Here is a 22,910-nt window from a genome sequence, read left to right on the forward strand (position 1 = left end):
TCTGGAGGTGGCCAATGGAGGCTCTCGACGCTCTGCTTAATCGTGTATCCCTGGCCCGCCTTCAGGAGCCTGCACCTGATGCAGCCCAGCGCGAGCTCTTGTTCCGGGCGGCATTGCGGGCGCCGGATCATGGTTATCTGCGGCCGTGGCGTTTCCTGACCGTTGAGGGCGCGGCGCGTGACAAGCTCGGCGAACTGTTCGCCTCTGCGCTGCTGAGCAAGGACCCAGAGGCGTCTGAGCAAGCCATCGCCAAGGCGCGTGCCATGCCGCTGCGCGCCCCGCTCCTGGTGGTGGTTATCGCCACGTTGCAGGCAGGTCACAAGGTGCCGGAGAGCGAGCAACTGCTGTCTGCCGGTTGTGCCGCTCACGGCATACTGCTTGCCGCCCATGCCCAAGGCCTAGGAGCCATGTGGCGCACAGGAGAGATGAGCTATAACCGCCAGGTGGCCGCCGGACTCGGCCTGAGTGAGCAGGAGCGCATCGTTGGTTTCCTCTACCTGGGCAGCGTTGCGGGCGAGCGACGCAATCCACCAGAGCTGCAGCCAGCGGACTTCGTCAAGGCCTGGGCCTGATCAGAATTCAGGGGATAACGGAAGCTCCAGAGTGGCGGCGAAGCCCCCATCGGGGTGATTCTCCAGCTTCAAGGTACCGCCATGGCGCTCCGCCGCGCGGCGGGCGATGGCCAGGCCAAGACCGTGACCTGCCGCGGCCTGGTTGGGCGCGCGGTAGAACGGCTCACCCAGTCGTGTCAGGTGCTCCGAGGCGACTCCAGGCCCGTGGTCGCGCACGCGGATCAGTAACCGATCCGCTTCCTGGTGTGCCGCGATCTCGATGGGCTGCCCGGGCGAGTTGAAGCGCAGGGCGTTGCGCAGGAGGTTGTCCAATGCGCGTTCCAGCATGTCGCGCCAGCCGTCCAGCCGGACTCCGCTTTCACATTCGACTCGCAGGTCCTGTTCCGGATCCAGCAGCTTGGCATCGTCGACCAGTTCGTCCAGTAGCGGGCGTAGCTGGATCGGTTGGCGGGCGCCTGGCTCTGCATCCAGGCGTGCCAGTGCGAGAATTTCGCTGATCAAGGCTTCAAGTCGGTCGCATTCTTGGCTGAGTCGGGGCCAGAGACGATCGCGCTGCTCTGGGGTGGCACGCTCAGCCAGGGCAAGGGCGACCCGCAGACGGGCGAGTGGCGAGCGCAGTTCATGGGAGACATCACGCAGCAATTGGCGTTGACTGCCAATCAGCCCCTGGAGTCGTTGTCCCATGCGGTTGAAATCACCCGCAAGTACGCCAAGCTCGTCGCGGCGGCGGGCCAGCCTGGACAGGCTGTCCTGCTGGTAGGCGGTTTGCCCCAGGTCGTGGACAGCACGACGTAGGCGGTTAAGCGGTCGGGTAATGGACAGGGTCAGCGCCAGGCTGAACAGGGTCAGCACCACCAATGCAATGACCAGGGCACTGATTGGCCACAGAAGGCTCCCACGGTGCCAGGCATCGAGTTCCGGGTAGGGAATGCGGTAGATCAGCAGGTAGGACTCGTTGCTGGCGGGGCTGGTGTACTCCTCGGTCAGTCGGCGCCAGGGCAGCCGGCGCTTGTTGGGGTGGCGCGCCTCGAAAGCCGCGGCGCGTGGCGGGAAGGTGCCTTCCACCACCGGATGTCCGGTGTCGTTAAGTATCTGCACGTCGATCCGGGCGCGGTGCCGGAAGCGCTCGAGGTAGCTCTGGGTGTCGCTTGGGCCCTGGGATTCATAGCGCTGGACCAACTGCTCGGCGAGTCCTTGCAGGGCGGGATGACGGCTGAGGATCCAGGCGTCCTGATTCAGGGCGCGGCCAAGCAGGATCGACAGACCGGCTACGATAGCCAGGGCCAGCCACAGGGTTGCGAGAATCCGCCAGAACAGTGAGCGCACTCGAATACTCCTGAACAGCAAAGCCCACCAGGCCGGCTGGCCTGATGGGCAGGGTAGTGGGCCGTCGGCACGGGGCCGCGGGTGTTACTGGGCCTTTTTGTCCTTCTCAGCCTTCCAGGCCTCGAACTCGGCGCGTTCGGCACGGCGCTCTTCCAGCTTCTTCTGCAGGTCGTCGAAGGCTTTCTGCTGCTCGGGTTTGAGCTGCGCGCGGATCGCGTCGCGATTCTTGGTTTCAGCGGCTTTCAGCTCGTCCTGCATGGCCTTCTGCTCGGCGGCGGGCAGTTTGTCCAGGTAGCGCTGGGTGATCTCGTGGCGGCTTTTCATCTGCTCGCGCATCAGTTTGCCGATTTCCTGGCGCTGCTCGCGGGTAAGGTCCAGCTCTTTGAACATGTGCGCGCCACCGTAACCGTGTTCGTGGCGCGGGCCGCCTTCAGGCATGGCCATGGCCACAGTAGGCAGTGCGGCGGCGAGCAGCAGGGCGGTGAGTGTCTTGCGCATGGTGGTTCTCCTCGTTTCGATTCCGGCCGGTTGCCGGATGTGCCCAGTCTAGGGATGGCAAGGTCAAGGGCAGTCAGCCGAGGGTAAAGCCTGAGTAAAGAGGTGCCTGTCAGGCTGAGCGTCTGTAGGAGCGAACTCATTCGCGAAACGCTGTGTAGCCTCACCGATGGGGCTACCGCTGTCAGGCGCTGTAGTAGTAGCCGCGGCTACGCAGCGCCAGGATGCGCGGGCGGCCGTCGGCATGCAGACCGAGCTTCTTGCGCAGGTTGCTGACGTGCATGTCGAGGCTGCGGTCGTACAGGGTGAGCTTGCGTCCCAGCGCCAGTTGCGCCAGCTGTTGCTTATCAAGGGGCTCACCGGGCTGGCGCAGCAGGGCTTCCAGGATCCGGCCTTCGGACAGGGTCAGGCTGATCTCGTGGTCACCGATGGTCACGACGCCGCGCACCGGGCTGTAGCAAAGGTCACCCAGTTCCAGTTGGCTGGACTGCTGGGGCGGCAGTGTGCGGCGCAGCACGGCGCGCAGGCGGGCCGTGAGCTCGCGTGGGTCGCAGGGTTTGGCCAGGTAGTCATCGGCGCCCAGCTCCAGGCCGAGGATCCGGTCCAGGGGCTCGCCACGTGCCGAGAGCATCAGTACCGGCAATTCCGGGTGGTCGCTGCGTAGTTGCTTGAGTAGTTCCAGGCCGCTGCCGTCGGGCAGCATGACATCGAGCACCACGGCGGCGGGTGTCTGTTCGGCGAGGGCGAGGCGGGCCGAGCGGCCATCGTGGCACGCGCGCGCGCTGAAGCCTTCCTGGCCAAGCCAACTGATCAGGAGCTCGCAGAGCTCCTGGTCGTCGTCGATAAGCAGCAGTTCGCTCATGGGGTAGGGGTATCGGTCAATTGATCCATTGGCGGCGATGTCGTTGCCCACCGCGAGCGGGCATGCCGCTCTCCTGGGATAGGACGGGATGCCACCACCCATGGCGAGCCGGGTTGCGGCTCGCTGACGAGGACGGTGAGCGCAGTTATCTCAGGGGTAGACCTGCTTGAACGGTTTTACCAGCACGTCCGCGTAGACGCCGGCTGCGCGGTAGGGGTCTGCGTCCGCCCAGGCCTGTGCTGCGGCCAGGGACTCGAACTCGGCGACGATCAGGCTGCCAGTGAAACCCGCGCTACCCGGGTCGTTGCTGTCTACGGCGGGGTGCGGGCCGGCCAGCACGAGGCGGCCTTCGGCCTTCAGTTGCTCCAGACGGGCGAGGTGTGCGGGGCGGCTGGCGAGGCGGTTCTCCAGGGAGTTGGCAACGTCGCTAGCAATGATGGCGTAGAGCATGGCGGTCCTTATTGGTGAGGTTTCTGGGTTTCGCCGTCATGGATGTGACGGGCGAGGAAGATGCCCTGTCCGACCAGGAACAGTACGGTCATGCCCAAGCTGCCGAAGACTTTGAAGTCGACCCAGAACTCGTGGAAGGTGAAGGCCACGAACAGGTTGGCGAAGCCGCAGACCAGGAAGAACATGATCCACGCCACGTTCAGGCGGACCCAGATGGGCTGGGGCAGGTTGACCGCGTGACCCATGATGCGCTGGATCAGTGGCCTGTCACCGATGAAGTGGCTGGCGGCAAAGCCCAGGGCGAACAACCAGTTCACGACCGGTGCCTTCCATTTGAGGAAGGTCTCGCTGTGGAAGGCCAGGGTCATGCCGCCGAATACCAGGCACGCCACCAGGGTCAGCCATTGGCCTTTTTCCAGCCGACGCTGGAGCAGGAACAGGGTGCCGTAGACGATCAGCGAACTGATGATCAAAACGGCGGTAGCGCTGAAAATTCCGCCTAGCATATAGGTATGCCCGGCAAGGTCGACGGCGCGAGGATCCAGTTTGTAGACGATGAAGAAGAGGATAAGCGGGATGAAGTCGATGAATTGTTTCACGGCGGCAGCCAGAAGCGGGATGTGGCGGCATAATAACAAACCATTCCCTTAGCGAAAGCCGACCCCATGCAGATTGACCTGCACTGCCACAGTACAGCCTCCGATGGCGCCCTGGCCCCCGCCGCCCTGGTTGCGCGCGCGCGCGAACGCGGTGTACAGGTCCTGGCGCTGACCGACCACGACACCCTGGAGGGGTTGGATGAGGCCCGCGAAGCGGCCAAGTCGCTGGATATGCAACTGATAAACGGCATCGAGCTGTCTTGCACTTGGGGTGGCGCGACTATCCACGTCCTGGGCTATGCGTTCGACACGGATGCGCCGGCGCTGGTCGCGGCGATTGCCTCGCTGCGCGAGGGGCGTTGGGCCCGTGCAGAAGAAATCTCACGTCGCTTGGCCGCCAAGGGTATGCCCGGCGCCCTGGAAGGCGCTCGAGCCGTACAGCAGCAGTTGGGAGACAGCGGAAACGCCCCGGCACGGCCGCATTTTGCCGAGTTTCTCGTGCGCGAAGGCCATGTCAGCGATCGTTCCGACGCGTTCCGAAAATGGCTGGGCGCGGGGAAGCTTGGCGATGTGAAGCAGCATTGGCCAACCCTGGAAGAGGCAGTTGGTACGCTACGTGCTGCGGGCGCCTGGATCAGCTTGGCGCACCCCTGGCAATACAATTTCACTGGCGCCAAGCGACGCAAGCTGGTGGCCGACTTCATCAAGGCTGGAGGCCATGCGCTCGAAGTCGCCAATGGCCTACAGCCCGCTGACCAGGTAGGTTGCTTGGCCGGTTTGGCGCGCGAGTTCGGCATGTTGGTGAGTGCCGGAAGCGATTTTCATGCACCCTGCGAATGGTCGGAGCTGGGCATGTACCGACCGTTGCCGGACGATTTGCCGCCAATCTGGGCGCGCTTCCGCCATGCACACAGCCATATTGCTGCCCTCTGAACAGGGAGAAGTCGTGAGTCAATTTTTCCAGGTACACCCGGAAAACCCCCAGCCGCGCCTGATAAAACAGGCAGTGGAGATCATCAAGGCCGGTGGCGTGATCGTCTATCCGACGGACTCATCTTACGCGCTGGGTTGCCTGATCGGCGACAAGGGGGCGGTGGAGCGAATCCGCCGGCTGCGTCGTCTGGATGAAAAGCACAATTTCACCCTGGTGTGTCGAGACCTGTCGGAATTGGGCGTGTTCGCCAAGGTCGATACCGCGGCGTTCCGACTGCTGAAGGGGCATACCCCGGGTCCGTATACGTTCATCCTCAGTGCGACCCGAGAGGTCCCGCGCATGCTCATGCATCCAAAACGGCGGACCATTGGGCTACGCGTGCCGAACCATCCCATCGCCTTGGCGCTGCTGGAGCAACTGGGGGCGCCGCTGATGAGCACCAGTCTGATTCTGCCGGGCGAAACGCTACCGATGAGCGACCCCTACGAAATGCGCCGGATCCTCGAGCATCAGGTCGACCTTATCATCGATGGCGGCCCCGGCGGGATGGAGGCCTCCACCGTGATCAACCTGTCCGAAGGCGAGCCCGAGGTGGTGCGCGTAGGCTGTGGCGACCCTGAGCCTTTCCTGAGCGAGGAATAACCTCGGCCTCGCATCGACTCAGAGCAGGATTGCCACCACGATCACGATCAGCAGAATGAGCAGGAAATCCGTCCCGCTCAGGGCTCCGCCTGCCGGCAGCGAGTCGATGCGCTGCGATAATTGAGCAGCTTCCTCCGCCGTCAGGGCTTTTACGCGGGCCCGGGCTGTGGCCGGATCGACACCCAATGACTGCATTTCGTCCGCGACGGTGGCTTGCGAGAGAAATGCTTCGATCTTGGCGTGATCATCCTGGATTTGCTGAGTCGCTATCGCCTCTTGCGTGCTGATGAGACCAGCCTGGGCAGTCGCGGCGGGCAGCAGAGCGAGGCAGATGAGGATCAAGGCGGTGCTGGACATCAGGGTCAGTCGTTTCATGGCATCCTCCCGAGTTTCCGCTTGAGACATCCGTGGACTGGTTCGTGCTTTGTAAGTCTGGCACAGAGTGATACTTTCAGCGCTTTCCTGCTGACGGGTAACGTCAGCGCCCCAGGCCTGATGAGAGGATCCCATGCAAGACACGCCGCCAATCGAGGCTGGCGAGGACCAGGCCAGTGCCCAGCAGGAGTTGCCTTTTGCACTGGTCTACGGCCAGGCGATCACCGAGTTGCCGCAGGACCTTTACATCCCGCCGGACGCGCTGGAGATCTTCCTCGAGGCCTTCGAAGGTCCGCTCGACTTGCTGCTCTACCTGATTCGCAAGCAGAACATCGACATTCTCGATATCCCGGTCGCCGCGATCACTCATCAGTACATGGCCTATGTGGAGCTGATGAAATCGGTACGACTGGAACTCGCGGCCGAATACCTGGTGATGGCTGCCATGCTCGCCGAGATCAAGTCCCGCATGCTCCTGCCGCGCTCGAACGAGATTGAAACCGAGGAAGAAGACCCTCGCGCAGAGCTGATTCGTCGCCTGCAGGAGTACGAGCGCTTCAAGCAGGCGGCAGAAGGCATCGATGAGCTGCCCCGCGTAGGCCGCGACCTGACGGTGCCGCGGCTGGACGCCCCGCAGGCGCGTGCGCGCAAGCTGCTGCCGGACGTCTGCCTGGAAGAACTGCTGCTTTCGATGGCTGAGGTGTTGCGCCGTGCTGATCTATTCGAAAGCCACCAGATCACCCGCGAGGCGCTGTCTACCCGCGAGCGCATGAGCGAAGTGCTGGAGAAGCTCAAGGGCGGCGCTTTCGTCCCGTTCGTCGCCCTTTTCACGGCGGAGGAAGGGCGCCTCGGCGTGGTGGTGACCTTCATGGCCGTGTTGGAGCTGATCAAGGAATCCCTGGTCGAACTGGTGCAAAATGAGCCCTTCGCCCCGATCCACGTGCGTGCCCGAGCCGAATAGATGAACCTGAACGACCCCAAGGAACTCGCCTTTCTGCTGGAAGCCTTTCTGCTGGCCTCTGGCAAGCCACTGTCGCTTGAGCGTTTGGCTGAGCTCTTTGAGGAGGGCGAGCGTCCGGAGTTGTCGTTGATCCGTTCAGCCCTAGCGATCCTGGCGAAAAGTTGCGAGGGCAGGGCGTTCGAGCTCAACGAGGTAGCATCCGGCTATCGCCTGCAGGTGCGTGAATGCTATTCGCCTTGGGTGGGCCGTCTTTGGGAGGAGCGCCCCCAGCGTTATTCGCGGGCGATGCTGGAAACCCTGGCGCTGATTGCCTATCGGCAGCCCATCACGCGCGGCGAGATCGAAGACGTTCGTGGTGTAGCGGTCAACAGCCAGACCATCAAGACTTTGCTCGAGCGTGAGTGGATTCGGATCGTTGGATACCGCGACGTCCCTGGCAAGCCAGCGATGTTTGCCACCACCAGGGCATTTCTCGACCATTTCAACCTGAAGAGCCTGGAAGAGCTGCCACCACTGGCCGCGCTACGTGAGCTGGAGCCGGAACCGGTGCTGGGTCTGGATGAAGACGACGTACCCGTACCGGAGGGATTGCAGGCCCGTGCTGATGCGCAGGTGTCCGCCGAGCCTCGCGAGGAGACCAGCTTCCGCTCGCTGCTGGCAGAGCTCGATGACATGGAGCAGGGCTTGAAGACCGACTTCGATGATCTGCTGCAGGATGCGGACGAAGACGAGGCCGTGATGGCCGAAGATGATGACGAGCCGCTGTCCGATGAAGTGCTTAATTGATCGCAGTCTGGCCGCTGGTCGGCGGATGGGCTGACGCGGAGGCACGACTCAACTAGCCTGAGCTCCGTCGGCCGCGTATGATGCGCGGCCTTTTTATCTGCTACACCGGGAGGTGCCCAGATGAGTGAAATCGAATACAGCCCCGCAGGGGAAAAGCTGCAGAAGGTCCTGGCCCGTATGGGGCTGGCCTCGCGCCGCGATATTGAGGCCTGGATCAGCGAAGGCCGTGTCAAGGTCAATGGCGAGGTTGCCAGCCTGGGCCAACGCGTTGACACCCATGACGCCATCAGCGTCGATGGTCGTCTGCTCAAACGGGAAGAAGCGATTGAGAGCGTTCGCCGCGTACTGATCTACAACAAGCCAGATGGTGAAGTCTGCACCCGTGACGATCCGGAGGGCCGCCCCACTGTTTTCGAACGTCTGCCGCGCCTGAAGGCGGGTCGCTGGATCAACATCGGCCGCCTCGACATCAATACGACCGGCCTGCTGCTGTTCACCACTGATGGTGAGTTGGCCAATCGCCTGATGCACCCCTCATATGAAATGGACCGCGAGTACGCCGTGCGCGTGCGGGGTGAAGTCACTGAAGAAATTCTCGCGAACCTCAAGCAGGGCGTGATGCTGGATGATGGCCCGGCCAAGTTCACCGATATCCAGGAAGCACCTGGCGGCGAAGGACTCAATCATTGGTACCACTGCGTGGTGATGGAAGGCCGTAACCGCGAAGTGCGTCGTCTCTGGGAGTCCCAGGGGCTGGTGGTCAGCCGTCTGAAGCGGGTGCGTTTCGGTCCGGTGTTCATGACCTCCGACCTGACGATGGGGCGCTGGCGCGAGATGAGCCAAGGCGAAGTCGACATTCTGAGTGCCGAAGTTGGCCTGAAGCCGGTGGCTTTACCTGCCATGAAGGGCAAGTCCCGCGAAAAGCTGGACCGTCTGCAGCGTAAGTCGGCGAAGCCGGTTCCTGCCCGCGCACCGCGTCGTGACGACCTCGAGCGCCCGGTCCGCGGGCCGCGCAGCGATTCGAGTGAGCGTCCTGCTCGTAGCCCGCGCAGCGATTCGAGCGAGCGTCCGGCACGTGGACCACGCAGTGAATCGGGTGAGCGTCCTGCTCGTGGCCCGCACAGTGATTCGAGCGAGCGTCCGGCACGTGGCCCACGCAGTGAATCAGGTGAGCGTCCAGCCCGTGGGCCGCGGAATGAGTCGAGCGATCGTCCGGCTCGTGCACCCCGTCCGGCCGCTCGCGGTGGTGAAGGTCGTGGCACGCCGGTGGCTGAGCGTCCTCGCGACGTCAACAAGAAGCGTCCGGGCAAGCCGCAACACGAGCGTCCGGCGGTCGAGTTGGCTGATCGTCCTGCGCGCAAACCCAAGCCGCAGCGCCCAGAGAACAAGCGCAGCGGCCCGCCGGCTAGCGAGGGGCAGCGTCCTGGTTTTGGCCGCCGCCGCTGATCGCTTCAGCCAGTGAATGCACAAGGGGCCCAAGGGGGCCCTTTGTTCATTCGGGATGTTGTGAGCTGGTGTTTCCAGCGAGGTGCCGAGATCAGCTCAATGCGCTCAGGTAGCGCACGACATCGGTGGCACCCACCAGGCGTAACCCTTCGCCCAATGCCGTGGCCTCGACATGGTCTTTAGGCAGCATGAGGAACTCGGGGGCACCGACATTGCGCAGGAGCTTCAGGCGGGAATAGGGAATGCCGGTGTCCAGCAGAAGTCCCATGAAGGCCGGATCGCTCCAGGCTTGCGTGGGCATTGCCAGCACGTGGTAGCGCATATCCAGCTGCGCCAGTCCTTCCGGCCTGAGCTGGTAATGGGTCACCTCGGCGGGCAGCGTGGTTTCCAGTTGGCGCAGTCGCGCATAGGAGATGGCAGCAGCAAATGCCTCGGTGTGTTGCTCGCCGCACCAGAACATTCGGCTGCCGTGCCAGCTGGCCCGATAGAGGTTGATGGGGTCGCCGGCGAGGAATCTCGGCAATGGCAGGCTAATGGCCTTGATGAAGTCCTTGTAGCTGATGATTTTGACGGACCGGATGTGCAGGCTGGCCAGGTAATCCTCGAAGCTGGGCGTCGGGGGCAGCTCCACATTGCCATTGTTCAGCCCGTCGACCTGGCGCAGGTCAATGCTGGGCAGCTGATGCTGTTTCCGTTCCACCAGGCGAATCAAAACAGCGTGAGCGTCAGCCTTGTGCTCCTGAACGGGGCCAGACAGTGCTCCTCGTGGCAGTTCGACCAGCCGCTGCAGGGGTGGGCCGGCCTGCCACCAGATGCTGGGCTCGATTTTGGGTAGGGGCGCAAACGGAAGTCGGAGCTGGCAGGCTTTTTCGAAGATCCGCCGCGGCGCCTGATTGCCAAGGCCAAAACGCTGGGCCAATGCAGCCAAGCGGGCGGTCAGCGTATTGGGCAGCAGCATGCTCATGGCCTGTTGGATACTCCCGGGTCACGACTGGCAGTGTGGCAGAAGGTTGTTGCCGTCGCACAATCAACCGTGGCCAATTCCGCTTGGCGGAAGCCGGGTGTATACAAACGGTTTGGCATAATCATCGTGGTCATTTTCGAGGATGCCTCCGTGCCCAGTCTCGTGCTGGATATTTCCCTGTCTGCCGAAGCGTTCCTGGCAGTCTACCAAGGTCGTGCAAATCGCATATTACTGAAAAGCCGAAATGGTCGCAGGGTGAGCCTGCCGGTCCATCACCTGCGGCCCTATATTGGCCATCAGGGCGTATGCGGTTGCTTCCAGTTGGAGTTCAGTGGAGATGGCTGCCTGTTGAGTCTGCATCGCCTCGCGTGATGGGGGTTGCGCAGCTATAATCGCCGGCCCACATCGCCGATCGATATCCGACCATGTACTCCCTGGCCCGCGAACTGCTGTTCTCGCTCTCTCCTGAAACCTCCCATGAACTGTCCATCGACCTGATTGGTGCGGGTGGTCGCCTGGGCCTCAATCGCCTGCTGACCAAGGCACCGGCCAGTTTACCGGTCAAGGTAATGGGGCTTGAGTTCCCTAATCCGGTGGGACTTGCGGCTGGCCTGGACAAGAACGGTGATGCCATCGACGGCTTCGCCCAATTGGGTTTTGGCTTCATCGAAATCGGCACCGTGACACCGCGCCCGCAGCCGGGTAATCCGAAGCCGCGGCTGTTCCGGCTGCCGGAAGCCGAGGCCATCATCAACCGTATGGGCTTCAACAACCACGGCGTCGACCACTTGCTTGCCCGTGTGCGCGCGGCAAAGTACAAGGGCGTGCTGGGTATCAACATCGGTAAGAACTTCGACACCCCGGTCGAGCGCGCCGTGGATGATTACCTGGCCTGCCTGGACAAGGTTTACGCCCATGCCAGCTATGTCACGGTGAACGTCAGTTCGCCCAACACCCCAGGCTTGCGCAGCCTGCAGTTTGGCGACTCGCTCAAGCAGTTGCTCGAGGCCCTTCGGGCCCGTCAGGAAAGCCTGGTCAAGGTGCATGGCAAGTACGTACCGCTGGCAATCAAGATCGCTCCTGACATGAGTGATGCAGAAACTGCCCTGGTCGCGCAGGCCTTGTTGGAGTCCGGCATGGACGCAGTCATCGCCACCAACACCACCCTCGGCCGCGAAGGTGTGGAAGGGTTGCCGCACGGGGACGAAGCTGGCGGTCTGTCAGGAGCACCCGTGCGGGAGAAGAGCACGCACACGGTCAAGGTGCTGGCGGACGAGTTGGGTGGGCGCCTGCCGATCATTGCCGTTGGTGGGATCACCGAGGGCCGCCATGCCGCAGAGAAAATTGCGGCTGGGGCCAGCCTGGTGCAGATCTACTCGGGTTTCATCTACAAGGGCCCGGCGCTGATTCGCGAGTCCGTGGATGCGATTGCCGCGTTGCCGAAGAGTTGAGGGAAATAAAAAGGGCTCCCTTGAAGGGAGCCCCTGGGCTTGCGCCCGCCGCCCGGATGGGGCGTGCTTGATGAAGTCGGTGTGATCCTGGGTCAGCCGACGGCGTGGAGTTCGTTGAGGCGGTGAATACCGGCGGTGCCGGTCAAGCCATCCCAGTTATCGCCACGGCCTTCTCGCCAGCCGTTGATCCAGGCTTGCCGTGTGGTGGGATGGGTGAAAGGACAAAGGTCGCGGGATTTGCCATTGATGCCGTGCTGATAGCCGCGCAAGAATGCTCGCTCCATCGGATCACGCTTAAGTCTTCTCATAGGGTGTAGCCCTCATTTGTTGACTGTTATGTCCCAATGGCCCCAGGTGGGACCTGGCAGAAATCCTCTGCCTTCAGATGCCCGTTGCCGGCGTGACGGGTCTCCCGCCGTCACCCTTGCGGCGACGGCATAGACTGATTTCTAACGAATGCACCCAGGCCTGTGAATGATCAATTTGTCATAAGGGCGTAACCGAAATAGGGTTACGGCCATAAGCTGTAGGAAGGATTTTTCGCTCCTTCCTGGCCAAAGCCGCGGGTTACGTGGGCTGGCTGAATGCGTGCTGTCGATCTGCTAGTTCGCCAGCGAAGCGAGATTAGGAATTTTCATTTCCGACGAAGGGCCATTCTGCGGCCATACGTCACACTATTTTTCACCGCACAGTCCTGTTTCTGTGCCGCTGATCGCCCGAGGTTCTGGAAACGCCCATGTCGGACCAATACGAACTTTTTCTCACTTGCCCGAAAAGCCTTGAAGGACTTCTGGCCGAAGAGGCCACTCGCCTGGGATTACAGGATGTCCGTGAGCAGGTGGCTGCAGTGCGGGGGCAGGGCGACCTGGAAACCGCCTATCGTTTGTGCTTGTGGTCCCGGTTGGCAAACCGCGTCCTGCTGGTGCTCAAGCGCTTCAAGCTGGAGAACGCCGAGGAGCTGTACCAAGGTGTCCACGATGTGGACTGGGAAGAGCATCTGGACCCAGCCGGCAGCCTCGCGGTGGAATTCAGCGGGCACGGCTCAGGCATCGACAACACACATTTCGGTGCCCTCAAGGTGAAGGATGCCATCGTCGATCGGTTGCGGACGGCTGAAGGCATTCGTCCGAAGGTCGACAAGGTGAATCCCGACCTGCGCGTGCACTTGCGCCTCGAGCGGGGGGAGGCGATTCTTTCCCTCGACCTGTCCGGCCACAGCCTGCATCAGCGAGGCTACCGACTGCAGCAGGGCGCCGCACCGCTGAAGGAGAACCTCGCAGCGGCGATCCTGCTGCGCGCGGGCTGGCCACGTATTGCCGCCGAGGGCGGTGCGCTGGCCGATCCGATGTGCGGTGTCGGCACGTTCCTGGTCGAAGCAGCCATGATGGCTGCCGATATCGCACCAAACCTCAAGCGCGAACGTTGGGGCTTCTCAGCCTGGCTGGGCCATGTTCCGGCGATCTGGAAGAAACTGGCCGAAGAGGCCGAAGCCCGCGCTGAAACGGGACTCAGCCAGCCGCCGCTTTGGATTCGTGGTTACGAAGCCGATCCTCGGCTGATCCAGCCTGCGCGCAACAACATCGAGAGAGCCGGGCTGGGCGAGTGGGTGAAAATCTATCAGGGCGAGCTCGCAACCTTCGAGCCACGCCCGGATCGTAGCCAGAAGGGCCTGGTGATCAGCAACCCGCCTTATGGCGAGCGCCTGGGTGATGAGGCCAGCCTTCTCTACCTCTACCAGAACCTTGGTGAGCGCCTGCGTCAGGCGTGCCTGGGCTGGGAAGCTGCGGTGTTCACCGGCGCGCCCGAGCTTGGCAAACGTATGGGGATTCGCAGCCACAAGCAGTACGCGTTCTGGAACGGCGCACTGCCCTGCAAGCTGTTGCTGCTCAAGGTACTGCCCGAGCAGTTCGTGACCGGTGCCCGCCGCGCCGATGGCGCCAGCTCCAGCGATAGCAGCGTGTCCACGCAAAGCGAGCCGGCCCGCCTCAGTGAGGGTGGCCAGATGTTTGCCAACCGATTGCAGAAGAACCTGAAGCAGTTGGGCAAGTGGGCCAAGCGTGAGGGCATCGACTGCTACCGGTTGTATGACGCAGATATGCCGGAATATGCACTCGCTGTAGATCTCTATGGAGATTGGGTGCATGTCCAAGAGTACGCACCGCCACGCTCCATCGATCCGGAGAAGGCCCAGGGGCGTCTGCTCGATGCCCTGGCGGCAATCCCCCAGGCACTCGGCATTGATCCTTCGCGGGTGGTGGTCAAACGCCGCGAACGTCAGACCGGTACCCGGCAGTACGAACGCCAAGGCAGTGAAGGGCGCTTCATGGAGGTCAGTGAGGGCGGCGTGAAGCTGCTCGTGAACCTCACGGATTACCTGGATACCGGGCTGTTCCTCGACCATCGGCCGATGCGCCTGCGCATCCAGCGGGAGTCTTCCGGCAAGCGCTTCCTCAATCTGTTCTGCTACACCGCCACGGCGAGCGTCCATGCTGCCAAAGGGGGGGCGCGCAGCACGACCAGTGTCGACCTGTCGAAAACCTACCTGGATTGGGCCCGTCGTAACCTGGCGTTGAATGGTTTCTCCGACAAGCACAAGCTGCAACAGGGCGACGTCATGGCCTGGCTGACCGAGGACCGTGGCGAGTACGACCTGATCTTCATCGATCCGCCGACCTTCTCGAACTCCAAGCGGATGGAGGGCGTGTTCGACGTTCAGCGTGACCACGTCCAATTGCTCGATCTTGCGATGGCACGCCTGGCGCCCGGCGGCGTGTTGTACTTCTCCAACAACTTCCGCAAGTTCCAGTTAGACGAGGGCTTGTCCTTGCGTTATTCGGTAACCGACATCAGTGCCCAGACGCTCGATGCGGACTTCGCCCGCAACGCAAAGATCCACCGGGCGTGGCGCTTTACAACGCGCTGACAGCGGTACTCGGATGACCGCTCGGTCCGGTCGTCCGGCAACTGGGTGGCAGCGGTGTTACGCCGCTGTTTCTCCTAGGCAAAGTGCCACCACCTAGCTATGTTGATGCTCACAGGGACGGTCTTTCCACCCCCAGATCCGAGAAGTGAGCATGCGGTTGCTTGCGAAGGAAATACTGAACCTGTCGGCACGTTTTTCCGGCCGCCCGCTGGCATGGCTGGCGTGCCTGCTGGCCGTGCTGGGGGGGCTGGGCCTGACCTTGCTGGTCAGCGAGGCGGTCAGACGTTCCGAGGCGACGCAGTTACGCGAGCGCTTCACGCTTGCTGCCAGCGAACGCATCAGCCGCATCGAGGAGCGCCTGGACGGCCAGCTCTCAGAGCTCAATGCCGTACAACGCTTCTTCAGTAACGCCCGCGATGTGAAACGCGACGAATTCCAGAGCTTTGTCGGGCCAATGCTGGGCGACACCCTGGCGTATTCCTGGGTGCCACGAATCATCCACGCCGAGCGGGCTCGCTTCGAGCTGATGGCGCGTGCCGAGGGGCTCACCGACTTCAGCATTCGTGATGTCGATAGCCGAGGTGACCTGGGTGTCAGCCCTCAGCGGGCGGAGTACTTCCCGGTTTATTTCAGTGTGTCGACGCGCATCGGCAAGCCGCCGCTGGGCATGGACCTGTACTCCATTCCTGCCCGGCGCGGCGTGTTGCAGAAGGCTCGGCAAAGTCGCAGCACTGCCGTCAGTGAGCGGGTTCAGGTGTTCGGTGTGCAGGATCAAGAGGCAAACGGCCTTGTCCTGGTAGCCCCGGTCTTCTATCCCCCGGCGGACTCCGAGAGCAATTTGCGTGGCTACGTGGTCGCCGTGCTAAGCCTGCGCCTTGAGATGGAGGCCGAGATCGCCCCGAGCAGCCTGGAAAGGCTGGTGATGCGAGTGAGTGACGTCAGCCGCGATGCTGGCGAGCAATGGCTGTACTCGAGCGGAACGGCTGCGCAGAGCGGGTTACGGGAGTATCGGGTGATTGCCTTTGCTGACCGGAAGTACCTGCTGGAGGTTATGCCAAGTCAATCCTTCCTGGATTCGAGCCCTTTTTCGACCGCGCGCCTGGTCGCGTTCAGTGGGTTGGCCTTCAGCCTGTTACTGGCCGGATATCTGTTCCTGCTCATCAACCAGCGGCAGCGTGCACTGCTGGAAGTTGCCGAACGAACCCATGCATTGCGTGAGCGTGAGCAGGAGTTGCAACTCAGCGAGGAGCGCTGGGGCTTCGCCCTGGATGGCGCGGGCCATGGTGTCTGGGATTGGGATACCCGGGCCGGGAGGGTTTTCTACTCGCGTGCCTGGAAGTCGATGCTGGGCTATGGCGAAGAAGACATTGACGATACGCTCGATGCGCGGACGCGCCTGATCCACCCACAGGACCAGCCCCAGGCGCGGTTGGAGTTGGAGCGACATCTGCGGGGGGCTTGCAGCGTCTACCAGAGTCAGCACCGGATGCGGCACAGGGATGGTCACTGGGTCTGGGTGCTCGATCGTGGCAAAGTCATGGAGTGGGGCAACGATGGCGCTCCGCGCCGGATGATTGGTACCCAGACCGATATCAGCTCCAGCAAGGCGGTGGAGTTGCAACTGGCGGTGGCCAATGGTCAGCTGCGCGGCCTGCTCAACGCTGCGACCCAGGTGGCGATCATCGCAACTGATCTCAATGGCAACGTGCTCCAGTTCAATGTCGGTGCCGAGCGCATGTTCGGCTATTTGGCGTTGGAGATGCTGGGCAAGAACCCTGAACACTTGCATCTGGCCGCCGAAGTCGAGCAACGTTGCCGGGAACTGGGGCGACGCTTGGGCAAGCCCGTCGATAGCATGCTCGACTTTGTGGCAGCGGTGACAGCCGAAGACCGATATGACGAGCGCGAGTGGACATTTCTGCGGCGTGATGGGAGCGAGCTGACCGCCAGCCTGATCCTGACGGGCGTGCGGGATGAGCGAAACGAGCGTGTGGGTTACCTTGGCATTGCCATCGATGTGACGGAGCGCAAGCGCGTCCAGCAGGCGCTGGAGGCTCGTGACCGGTTGCTGGAGAAGCTCAGTGCGCGTGTACCGGGCGTTCTCTATCAGTGCCGGATGAAGGCGGATGGCTCGGCCTGCTTCCCTTACACCAGTGCGGGAATCCGGGAAGTATTCGAAGTCGAGCCGGAGGATGTGCGCAATGATGCGCGGCGCTTGATGGAGCGCATCCACCCGGACGATAACGAGCGGGTTCAGGAGTCGATCCGCCGCTCTGCCAATGACCTGACCCCATGGCGCGAGGATTTCCGTGTCTTGTTGCCACGTCAGGGGATGCGCTGGTTGCGGGGAGAGTCGGTGCCCGAGCGCAACGATGACGGCACGACACTCTGGCATGGCTATCTCACCGACATCACCGGTCTGAAGCTGGTCGAGCAGGAACTGCGGGCACTGTCGGTGACCGACGCCTTGACTGGCGTCTACAACCGGCGTTACTTCCAGGAGCGTCTGGATACAGAGATCGCACGCGCTCAGCGTCGTGAGGGGCCGTTGGCGCTGGTGATGCTGGATGTCGACCACTTCAAGCAAGTGAACGACCGCTTCGGACATGAAGTGGGGGATCGGGTACTGAAGGTGATTTGCCAGAGGATTGGTGAGCGTCTGCGACGTATCGACGTGTTATGCCGCTTTGGCGGAGAAGAGTTCGTGGTGCTTTGCCCGGATACCAACGCCGAGCAGGCAGCGTCATTGGCACAGGCGTTGTGGCAGACGCTGGAGCGGGAGGAGGTAGCAGGCGTCGGTCGGGTCACCGCCAGCTTCGGCTGTGCCAGTTGGCGTGAGGGGGAGGGCGCCAATGCCCTGTTGCGACGGGTGGATTCAGCCGTCTATGCGGCCAAGAAGGCCGGGCGCAATACGATCCGCATTGCCGAGTGATGCAGCGGTCGCTCGGTGGTCTCCAAGCAACCGCAGAGCCATCAGGGGTTGCTGGTGGCGACGCTCTTGGGTTGGCGATGGAGATCCACCAGTACCTGGTCGAGGATCGCCGAGGCACCCCACGGGCGCTGGTCGTTGAGGATCGCCACCACTGCCCAGGTGTTGCCATTGTTGTCGCGACTGTAGCCGGCGATAGCGCGAACCGTGTTCAAGGTGCCAGTCTTGATGTGTGCTTCCCCTTCCAGTGCGGTGTGGCGCAGGCGTTTGCGCATGGTGCCATCCATAGCCACCAGGGGTAGTGAGGCAATGAACTCGGCGGCGTAGGGGCTCTGCCAGGCGGCCTGCAGGATTGTGGCCATTTCCCGTGCGCTGACTCGCTCCTGACGCGACAAACCGGAACCGTTCTCCATCACCAGATGCGGTGCGGTGATGCCCTTGCGTGCCAGCCAGCTACGGATGACCCGCTGGGCTGCCTTGGCGTCGTCCCCATCGGTCTGAGTGCGGAACTGGGCACCAATGCTGAGGAACAGCTGCTGCGCCATGGTGTTGTTACTGTACTTGTTGATGTCCCGGATGATCTCGACGAGATCGGGAGAGAACGCGCGAGCCAGCAACTTGCCCTCTTTGGGCACTTCGCCAACGCGATCCTTGCCAAGAATGCTGCCGCCGAGTTCCTTCCAGATCGCGCGCACTGCGCCAGCGGCGTAGCCCGCATGGTCGAGGAGCGACAGGTACGTCTGGGCACTGCAGCCTTCGGGCAGCTTGCCTGTGGCAATCACAGTGGTGCCGTCGAATTCGGTCACGGGGTTGTAGCGCACGTCGGGCCAGGACGGGCACTTGCCGGCCTTGAGGACCTTGACGCGATTGTCGATGCGGACGCTCTCGATCGGTGGCTCCATGGCCAGGTTTACCCGGCCGCCTTCTGCACGGGCGATGAAGCGCAAGGCCTTGAGGTTGACCAGCAGTGAGTCGGGACCGACCAGGAATGGTTTGTTCTCGTCGCCACCATCGTCGTTGAAACTGGGCAACTGCGGGTGGACGAAGTGGCTGCGGTCCAGCACCAGATCGCCGGTGACCTTCAGGACACCATTGGCGCGAAGATCACGCATCAGGAGCCAGAGCTTTTCCATGTTCAGCTTGGGATCGCCGCCACCCTTTAGATACAGGTTGCCGTTGAGCACGCCATCGCGGACCGAACCATCGGTATAGAACTCGGTTCTCCACTGATGGGTGGGGCCCAGCAGTTCCAGCGCGGCATAGGTGGTGATCAGCTTCATGGTGGACGCCGGGTTCACCGAAAGATCGGCATTGACCAGCGTCTGCGTGCCTGGGCCGGTGAGCGGCAAGGTCACCAGGGACAGGGAATTCGTGGAAATCTTGTTGGCCTGGAGGGCCTTCTGCACCTTGGCTGGCAGGCTGGTATTGACCTGCGCCGCGTGGGCAGGCAGGGCACAGGGAATGATCAGGGCAGCGAATGCCAGGGTACGAATGGTCTTGAACATCAAATATGGCCCTCCCGGCAAGGGCGGGTGACAGAGAAGAATGACATGGCAAATGTTCCCATGGTGGTTCGGGAATTCAGCGCGCATTATGCCGCAACCCTGCGGACGCTGCTTTAGGTCTCGACACAGTGCGTATTCATTTCTTTCAGCTGTCCTGATGGCAGGACGCTCTGGGGCGGGCAAGTCTCGGCGGAAACTGCTAGAGTGCCGCCCGTCAAAAACTCCGAGGACTGCCTCATGGCTACCAACCGTTCCCGCCGCCTGCGCAAGAAGCTTTGCGTCGAAGAATTCCAGGAGCTGGGTTTCGAGCTCCACCTGAACTACAAGGAAGGTATGTCCGCTGATGCGGCAATGGCGTTCTTCGAGCGTTTCCTCGTTGAGGCTATCGAGGCCAATGGCCTCGGTTTCGTCGGCGTTCATGACTATGGTTTCGTTTGCCTTGGCAAGCGTGGCTCAGTTAGCGACGTGCAGCGTAGCGAGGTTGAATCCTGGCTCCAGAAGGGCCACGACGAAGTGGCCAGCTTCAACCTGAGTCCGCTGATGGACGTCTGGTACCCGGAAACTCCGGTCAACGCGTAAGCGTGCAGACACATGAAAGGGGCGCCGCGGCGCCCCTTTTTCATGTGCGCGACTTATTATCCGTTTGCCGAGTCCAGGCCGGCTGTGACCAGGACTGCCTGGTGGTCCACGTTGTCGATCTGCTCGGGCAGCAGGAAACGCGTCGCGTAATCCAGGTAGATGCCGGAGCGGACGAACAACCCGAACAGGTCGGGGTCTATGTGAGCGCCCTTGCACATGCCGGTCATGATGTTCAAAGCCTCGGACAGCGTCTTGCCTTTCTTGTAGGGACGGTCGACCGCAGTGAGTGCTTCGAAGATGTCGGCGATCGCCATCATCCTGGCGGGCAGGCTCATTTCGTCCCGCCGCAAACGCTTCGGATAGCCCGTGCCGTCCATCTTTTCATGATGGCCGCCGGCAATTTCTGCCACGTTTTGAAGGTGCGGCGGGAAGGGCAGGTGGTTGAGCATCAGGATCGTTTGCACAATGTGGTGATTGATGATGTAGCGCTCCTCGTCGGTCAGGGTGCCGCGGCCGATCGATAGGTTGTAGAGCTCTCCCCGGTTGAACTTGTACGCTGGGACCTGGAGTTTGAATCCCCATGGGTTGTCTGACGGTATCAGCTCGGTAGGGGGGCGCTCCATCAGGTGGTCCGGTCGATCGGCTAGCAACGGCTCTTCCACCGGAAGGGGCGTTGCCGACTCCCGTCCCATACGCTGGGCTTCTTCCCAGGAGACACCCAGTCGATTGTCCAACGTGCGCGACCAGGTTCGGGACGCGATCGCCTTGAGCCGCTCAAGATCGTTTTCCGCCATGGCTTCGCCGCCCAGATTGCAACGGGCGATGAAGGCGAACTCCTCATCCAGGGTTGTGAGCAGCTCGTTGCGCAGTCTGGCCTGGCTGCTTTCATCCGCCCCTCCAGCAATTGCCTTCCAATAGGTGATCCAGGCATCGCGCTTGAGTACCTCGAAGCGGGTGCGGATTTCATGGATACGGTCAGTCAAGGTTTCGAGCTTGGTGGCCTTGTCCACGACATATTCCGGGGTAGTGACCTTGCCACAGTCATGGAGCCACGCCGCGATGTGCAAAGCCTCCCATTCCTCATCACTGGGGTTGTAGTCGCGAAAGGCCGGGGCATCACTGGCAGCGGCAGCGCGCGCCAGCATCATGGTGATCTCTGGGACCCGTTGGCAGTGGCCGCCGGTGTAGGGGCTCTTGGCGTCGATGGCTCCTGCGATCAGCTGGATGAAGGCATCCAGAAGTTGTTTCTGCTTTTCCAGCAACCGCTGGCTTTCGATACAGAGTGCGGCGACACCCGATATCGCCTCAATGAACGCAATGCGTTCGGGTTTGAGGATCGTAGGATTCGCTTCTTCGCCCGTATCACAGTGCAGCAGCACCAACACGCCAACGGTGGCACCCTGGCGGTTGTGCAGGCCGGTGCAGACCAGGTGGACGCGAGGGCTCTCCAGCGTTCGCAGCAACGGCTGAAGGGCTCCGGCCTGGTCGAATCCGATGGACTGCACTGTGCTCTTGCCTCCTGTGGCGGGTTGGCGGAGCCAGTCAGGCAGCGTCGGGTCATCGATGGCATGGGCATGGATCCCGTGCTCGGCCAGGTCCTGTTTGCGCTCGGCGATGAGTAACTCTTGCGGCTCAAGGTGGCCTGTCTGGCTATCGCACAGGTAGATGAGGCCGCCGGAGGCCTCGCTAATTCCGATAGTCTCGCTCAGCACCCGACGTAGTAGCGGCTCGAAACGGTTTTCCGCAGACAGGCTGGCGGCGATCTCGTGGAATCGGGCGATGGTTTCCTTCATCCGGGCCATGGCCACGGCCAGCAGATCTACCTCCAATACCGGGGAGCGCCCCGGGGCAGGGTGCGTGAAGTCGAAGCTACGGATCGCCTTGGCCTCGTCGACCAGTGCTTTCAAAGGCTTGACCAGGACTCGAGAGAGCAGCCAGCCAATCGGGATGCACAGCAGCAGGATTGCCAGCGTCAGTACCGCGCCTTGCCAGCGAATCCGGTAGGCATCGACCAGCAGTTCGTCTTCAGGGGCGAGGATGGCCAGGTAGAGACCTTCCGGGCCGCCTTGACGGAAGCGCTTCTGGGACACGACCCAGCGGCGGTCGGCCAGTTCGAGGCTGGTCTGCAGATCATCGCTTGCTTTCAGACCGACCAGTGCGGCCAGGGGAGCGCTGAGGTCGCGAACGGCTCCTAGTCTCGGGGTTCCATCGGTCTGCTGCACCAGTTTAGTGCTATCGGGGTAGGCGACGGCGTTGCCATCGGGTTGGTACAGCACGACTTCGGTGGACGGGGTGACCTTGTGTCGTGCGAGAGTCGCCGACAGGTCGTCCAGCGTCAGGTCGGCTGCGACGACGGCATCCTCACCAGCGGCTAGGGCCAGAGTGGTTCCAACTGCGCCGCTGGAAAAGAAGACATAGGGGGCAGTGGTGATTGTCCCTTCGCTTTCCAGCGCGGTATAGAACCATGGGCGGCCCCGTGGGTCGAAGCGCTCCTGGGGCGACTGTCGGCGAGCGATCAGGTTCAGGTCCGCATCGTAGAGCAGCGTTTGTGACTGGGCTTGTGCGTGGTTGTCACGCTCGATACTCCAGACTTGGTAGGCCGCATTGGGTGGCGCATCGAACGCTTTCTTCAGTGTGTCGCTGCGCAATGGGCGAACCATGAAGAAGTCGCCATCATCGTAGCCCAGGTAGAGCGAGGCGAGTTTTAGATTGTCGTGCAGGGCTTGGGCGAGGGGGGGCAGCAGGCGTTCCAGGCGTTCGGAGGTGTCCAGTTGCTGATTGGTGCCATTGAGCGCAAGAAGGTTCAGCAGGTGATGGATCGGTGTGTAGGTGTCACGCAAATCGGTTTCGACCTCACCGCTGATCTTCTCGAACAACTTGTCACTGCTGGAAAGGATGATTTTGCTGGTCTGTTGGTAGTTGAACAGACCCAGGACGATCCCAGCGAGCAGCAGCAGCAGGGTGAATAGAGCGCTGATGTGGACGTGCAGGGGATAACGGTGCTCCGTGAGCTTTTGCGGCATGGGGAACGCTCCTGAAACCCTTCCCTCGAGGGTAACGGAAGGAGCATAGATGGCCGGTCGTCCGATTGTCGTGGCTTTGCCAGCAAAA

Annotated in this window: 21 protein-coding genes; 11 read left to right on the forward strand and 10 right to left on the reverse strand. The window is 62.1% G+C overall.

Translation table 11 applies throughout. The features are described 5' to 3' along the window. Nucleotides 1-14 precede the first annotated feature (14 nt). Nucleotides 15-572, forward strand: a complete 558-nt coding sequence (locus tag J7302_RS03045) for a nitroreductase family protein (RefSeq protein WP_215370021.1) — start codon at nucleotides 15-17, stop codon at nucleotides 570-572. Here the strand turns inward: J7302_RS03045 and J7302_RS03050 are convergent, their stop codons facing one another. The 5 genes from J7302_RS03050 to J7302_RS03070 form a co-directional block, all read right to left on the reverse strand. Further along, on the reverse strand, nucleotides 573-1,898 hold the full coding sequence (locus J7302_RS03050) for a sensor histidine kinase (protein WP_215370023.1): 1,326 nt from the start codon (nucleotides 1,896-1,898) through the stop codon (nucleotides 573-575). It lies immediately after the preceding gene. An 84-nt stretch (nucleotides 1,899-1,982) separates the two neighbouring features. After that, the gene (locus J7302_RS03055; protein WP_215370025.1) at nucleotides 1,983-2,396 is read right to left on the reverse strand and encodes a Spy/CpxP family protein refolding chaperone; all 414 of its coding nucleotides are present in this window, start codon (nucleotides 2,394-2,396) and stop codon (nucleotides 1,983-1,985) included. A gap of 181 nt (nucleotides 2,397-2,577) precedes the next feature. Then, the gene (locus tag J7302_RS03060) at nucleotides 2,578-3,255 is read right to left on the reverse strand and encodes a response regulator transcription factor (RefSeq protein ID WP_215370027.1); all 678 of its coding nucleotides are present in this window, start codon (nucleotides 3,253-3,255) and stop codon (nucleotides 2,578-2,580) included. Between the two features lie 150 nt (nucleotides 3,256-3,405). After that, on the reverse strand, nucleotides 3,406-3,705 hold the full coding sequence (locus J7302_RS03065; RefSeq protein ID WP_215370029.1) for a YciI family protein: 300 nt from the start codon (nucleotides 3,703-3,705) through the stop codon (nucleotides 3,406-3,408). An 8-nt stretch (nucleotides 3,706-3,713) separates the two neighbouring features. Beyond that, the gene (locus J7302_RS03070; RefSeq protein WP_215370031.1) at nucleotides 3,714-4,304 is read right to left on the reverse strand and encodes a septation protein A; all 591 of its coding nucleotides are present in this window, start codon (nucleotides 4,302-4,304) and stop codon (nucleotides 3,714-3,716) included. 66 nt (nucleotides 4,305-4,370) lie between these two features. Here J7302_RS03070 and J7302_RS03075 point away from each other — a divergent pair, with 66 nt between their 5' ends. Both J7302_RS03075 and J7302_RS03080 read left to right on the forward strand, forming a co-directional pair. Further along, nucleotides 4,371-5,237: a PHP domain-containing protein gene (locus tag J7302_RS03075; protein WP_215370034.1), complete on the forward strand. Its 867-nt coding sequence runs from the start codon at nucleotides 4,371-4,373 to the stop codon at nucleotides 5,235-5,237. Between the two features lie 13 nt (nucleotides 5,238-5,250). Then, on the forward strand, nucleotides 5,251-5,880 hold the full coding sequence (locus J7302_RS03080; protein WP_215370036.1) for an L-threonylcarbamoyladenylate synthase: 630 nt from the start codon (nucleotides 5,251-5,253) through the stop codon (nucleotides 5,878-5,880). A gap of 18 nt (nucleotides 5,881-5,898) precedes the next feature. On the opposite strand, the gene J7302_RS03085 is transcribed toward J7302_RS03080, so the two are convergent. Further along, nucleotides 5,899-6,255 carry a PA2779 family protein gene (locus J7302_RS03085; protein ID WP_215370038.1) on the reverse strand — a complete coding sequence of 119 codons (357 nt, stop codon included), beginning with the start codon at nucleotides 6,253-6,255 and terminating at the stop codon, nucleotides 5,899-5,901. A gap of 133 nt (nucleotides 6,256-6,388) precedes the next feature. Between J7302_RS03085 and J7302_RS03090 the strand changes: the two genes are divergently transcribed. The 3 genes from J7302_RS03090 to rluB all read left to right on the forward strand — a co-directional run bounded on the left by J7302_RS03090 (nucleotide 6,389) and on the right by rluB (nucleotide 9,448). Continuing rightward, a complete protein-coding gene (locus J7302_RS03090; RefSeq protein WP_394359063.1) occupies nucleotides 6,389-7,216 on the forward strand; it encodes a segregation and condensation protein A in 828 nt (275 codons plus the stop codon). Beyond that, nucleotides 7,217-8,002, forward strand: coding sequence for an SMC-Scp complex subunit ScpB (gene scpB, locus J7302_RS03095; RefSeq protein WP_215370040.1), 786 nt, complete (start codon nucleotides 7,217-7,219; stop codon nucleotides 8,000-8,002). Between the two features lie 120 nt (nucleotides 8,003-8,122). Continuing rightward, nucleotides 8,123-9,448 carry a 23S rRNA pseudouridine(2605) synthase RluB gene (gene rluB / locus J7302_RS03100; protein ID WP_215370042.1) on the forward strand — a complete coding sequence of 442 codons (1,326 nt, stop codon included), beginning with the start codon at nucleotides 8,123-8,125 and terminating at the stop codon, nucleotides 9,446-9,448. Nucleotides 9,449-9,539: 91 nt separating this feature from the next. Here the strand turns inward: rluB and J7302_RS03105 are convergent, their stop codons facing one another. Next, nucleotides 9,540-10,412, reverse strand: coding sequence for a DUF6685 family protein (locus J7302_RS03105; RefSeq protein ID WP_215370044.1), 873 nt, complete (start codon nucleotides 10,410-10,412; stop codon nucleotides 9,540-9,542). A gap of 150 nt (nucleotides 10,413-10,562) precedes the next feature. Here J7302_RS03105 and J7302_RS03110 point away from each other — a divergent pair, with 150 nt between their 5' ends. Together J7302_RS03110 and J7302_RS03115 are read left to right on the forward strand one after the other, a co-directional pair. Then, nucleotides 10,563-10,784, forward strand: coding sequence for a DUF2835 domain-containing protein (locus tag J7302_RS03110; RefSeq protein ID WP_215370771.1), 222 nt, complete (start codon nucleotides 10,563-10,565; stop codon nucleotides 10,782-10,784). A 53-nt stretch (nucleotides 10,785-10,837) separates the two neighbouring features. After that, a complete protein-coding gene (locus J7302_RS03115; RefSeq protein WP_215370047.1) occupies nucleotides 10,838-11,863 on the forward strand; it encodes a quinone-dependent dihydroorotate dehydrogenase in 1,026 nt (341 codons plus the stop codon). 92 nt (nucleotides 11,864-11,955) lie between these two features. On the opposite strand, the gene rmf is transcribed toward J7302_RS03115, so the two are convergent. Beyond that, nucleotides 11,956-12,171: a ribosome modulation factor gene (gene rmf, locus J7302_RS03120; protein ID WP_016491998.1), complete on the reverse strand. Its 216-nt coding sequence runs from the start codon at nucleotides 12,169-12,171 to the stop codon at nucleotides 11,956-11,958. A gap of 428 nt (nucleotides 12,172-12,599) precedes the next feature. Here rmf and rlmKL point away from each other — a divergent pair, with 428 nt between their 5' ends. Both rlmKL and J7302_RS03130 read left to right on the forward strand, forming a co-directional pair. Next, nucleotides 12,600-14,786 carry a bifunctional 23S rRNA (guanine(2069)-N(7))-methyltransferase RlmK/23S rRNA (guanine(2445)-N(2))-methyltransferase RlmL gene (gene rlmKL / locus J7302_RS03125; protein ID WP_215370049.1) on the forward strand — a complete coding sequence of 729 codons (2,187 nt, stop codon included), beginning with the start codon at nucleotides 12,600-12,602 and terminating at the stop codon, nucleotides 14,784-14,786. Between the two features lie 151 nt (nucleotides 14,787-14,937). After that, on the forward strand, nucleotides 14,938-17,718 hold the full coding sequence (locus J7302_RS03130) for a sensor domain-containing diguanylate cyclase (RefSeq protein ID WP_215370051.1): 2,781 nt from the start codon (nucleotides 14,938-14,940) through the stop codon (nucleotides 17,716-17,718). Nucleotides 17,719-17,759: 41 nt separating this feature from the next. Here the strand turns inward: J7302_RS03130 and dacB are convergent, their stop codons facing one another. After that, entirely contained in the window at nucleotides 17,760-19,220 is a 1,461-nt protein-coding gene (gene dacB, locus J7302_RS03135) for a D-alanyl-D-alanine carboxypeptidase/D-alanyl-D-alanine endopeptidase (RefSeq protein ID WP_215370054.1), read from the reverse strand. 237 nt (nucleotides 19,221-19,457) lie between these two features. Here dacB and J7302_RS03140 point away from each other — a divergent pair, with 237 nt between their 5' ends. Beyond that, nucleotides 19,458-19,799, forward strand: coding sequence for a YggL 50S ribosome-binding family protein (locus tag J7302_RS03140; protein WP_215370058.1), 342 nt, complete (start codon nucleotides 19,458-19,460; stop codon nucleotides 19,797-19,799). A gap of 56 nt (nucleotides 19,800-19,855) precedes the next feature. On the opposite strand, the gene J7302_RS03145 is transcribed toward J7302_RS03140, so the two are convergent. Next, complete coding sequence (locus J7302_RS03145) at nucleotides 19,856-22,822, reverse strand: HD domain-containing phosphohydrolase (protein ID WP_215370062.1); 2,967 nt, start codon at nucleotides 22,820-22,822, stop codon at nucleotides 19,856-19,858. Nucleotides 22,823-22,910: the final 88 nt, after the last annotated feature.

This window comes from Metapseudomonas boanensis, assembly GCF_018704125.1.
GTDB classification, from domain to species: Bacteria; Pseudomonadota; Gammaproteobacteria; order Pseudomonadales; family Pseudomonadaceae; genus Metapseudomonas; species Metapseudomonas boanensis.